We start from the raw sequence: 1,854 nt of genomic DNA, 5'->3' as shown, positions 1-1,854 counted from the left end.
ATTAAGTAACGTAAATGTGAATGACCAGATATTAAGACTTAGTAGCGAGTTAATTTATAGCGAATTGAAGCAACCCCGTAAATGACCGGGGTTGCTTTTATAATGTTCATATGAATTGTATCTAATACCCACACTTTATTGATAGACACGCACGTAATCGACTAGCATTTGGGACGGGAACTGCGTCGAGTTATTGGGAGCACCAGGCCAGTTTCCGCCGACCGCTAGGTTCAGGAGAATAAAGAACGGCTGCTGAAATTCTTCGGTGTTCCCGGTTCCATTCTCTATATAAAATTCATTGAACTGCTGTCCATCGACAAACCAGCGAATATACTTGGAGTCCCACTCGATGCTGTACACATGGTATTGGGAAAAATCCAGATTGCCCGATACCCGCCCAAAATCAGCGTGGCCTCCCGCATCCCAATGCACAGTACCGTTCACAGAAGGATTGTTGTTTACACGTTCCATAATGTCGATTTCTCCGCATTTCGGCCAACCTACCGAGCTGATGTTGCTGCCTAACATCCAGAAAGCCGGCCATATCCCTTGACCGGACGGTAACTTGATGCGTGCTTCTACTTTCCCATAAGTAAATTTTTTCAGGTCTTGAGTTTTGATCCGGGCTGAGGTGTAATTCATTCCGCCGTAAGCTTCTTTTTGTGCCGTAATGACCAGATTGCCTCCAGTAACCTGCAAATTCTGCGTACGGTTGGTATAGTACTGCAGTTCATTGTTTCCCCATCCGCCGCTTCCGGTACCGATTTCAGGGGTCCAATTGGACCGGTTTAACGAGGTTCCATTAAATTCGTCGCTCCACACAAGATTCGAGTTCGGTGCTGCGCTTGTATGCATTGCTGGAAGCAGAACGGTTAGGAGACTGAGTAGCGCAACCGCACATAATCCTTTTCTTAGCATTAGTTCCCTCCTCAATAATAATCCAAGTTCTTAGAACTGCAGGAAAATAAGCCTCCAAGCGGTATTGACCATTGAAACGGGGATCACCTCTCTTTATATTTTTTCTTGAACAGCTCATAAATTAGAATCGTAGATAGACGATTGAAAAAATATACCGCTCAAGCAGGAGTATAATGGAAACAAAATCCATATTCAACCTATATTCAAGGTTTTTTCTTAAAAATTACTTTCCCATATAGATAAAGCCGGTCTTTATAAATCAATAAGAAATTTAACAGCAATTAAAACAAACGTAGTAGCACGTATCGCAGCCTATCGGGCAAGTGGCCTCACGATGAAAGCTTAGTGCTCCGCAAATCATTGTTCTGTCGAAGCTCAAAGAGTACGAAGAGCAGTTCCGCTTAGCGAAAAAGAAGCGTTTCGGTGCTTCCAGCGAGCAGACGCATCCAGATCAATTAGAATTCCCGTTGTATCGCATCAGACGCGGTGTAGCGCCGGCGGTCATCTACAATTACCAGAAGACACGTGGCGGCGAGCATCCACAAAGCTTCTTATCCGGAGGAAACCTTACCCCTCATTTCCGTACAACTCATAGCGATATCGCCACTTCACTAAGGTGGTAACGTTGTGTTATGTTTTTTACTACTCCTACACGGCTGCTCTGCCCTGCTTTTAACTCCTGTATGATGGCTAGTTTCTCAATCGCATTGTATTCGTTCTTATTAGACAAAGGAAAACTCCCTTTCAAGTAGCGGTTTATTCATAAAACAACCTGTCTACTTGAAGGGAGCATATCAAAATCGGTTGCCTGTTCCGTAATTTATAATAGCGAGGTTACGAACTTCACCTCCGGAAAGCGGCTATCCGGTCCTTTCATTAAGATTCCGCCTTGATTTTTCAGATACATATCGAAGAAATCCAGCATATAGGCATTGA

1 protein-coding gene and 2 pseudogenes are annotated in these 1,854 nt (G+C 43.9%); 2 read left to right on the top strand and 1 reads right to left on the bottom strand.

From position 1 onward, the window contains the following. Window positions 1–138: 138 nt before the first annotated feature. Window positions 139–918: pseudogene (locus AC5V8P_RS25390) on the bottom strand (glycoside hydrolase family 16 protein); the annotation flags it as partial. 368 nt (window positions 919–1,286) lie between these two features. Between AC5V8P_RS25390 and AC5V8P_RS25385 the strand changes: the two are divergent. Next, window positions 1,287–1,391 (top strand): annotated as a pseudogene (locus AC5V8P_RS25385) (transposase domain-containing protein); the annotation flags it as partial. Next, window positions 1,386–1,541 (top strand): hypothetical protein, encoded by a 156-nt coding sequence (locus AC5V8P_RS25380; RefSeq protein ID WP_196771868.1) that lies wholly within the window; start codon window positions 1,386–1,388, stop codon window positions 1,539–1,541. The pseudogene AC5V8P_RS25385 and the gene AC5V8P_RS25380, both read left to right, overlap by 6 nt. Window positions 1,542–1,854: the final 313 nt, after the last annotated feature.

It is taken from the genome of Paenibacillus sp. N119s, assembly GCF_059447605.1.
This window is presented reverse-complemented; position numbering and strand designations above follow the sequence as displayed.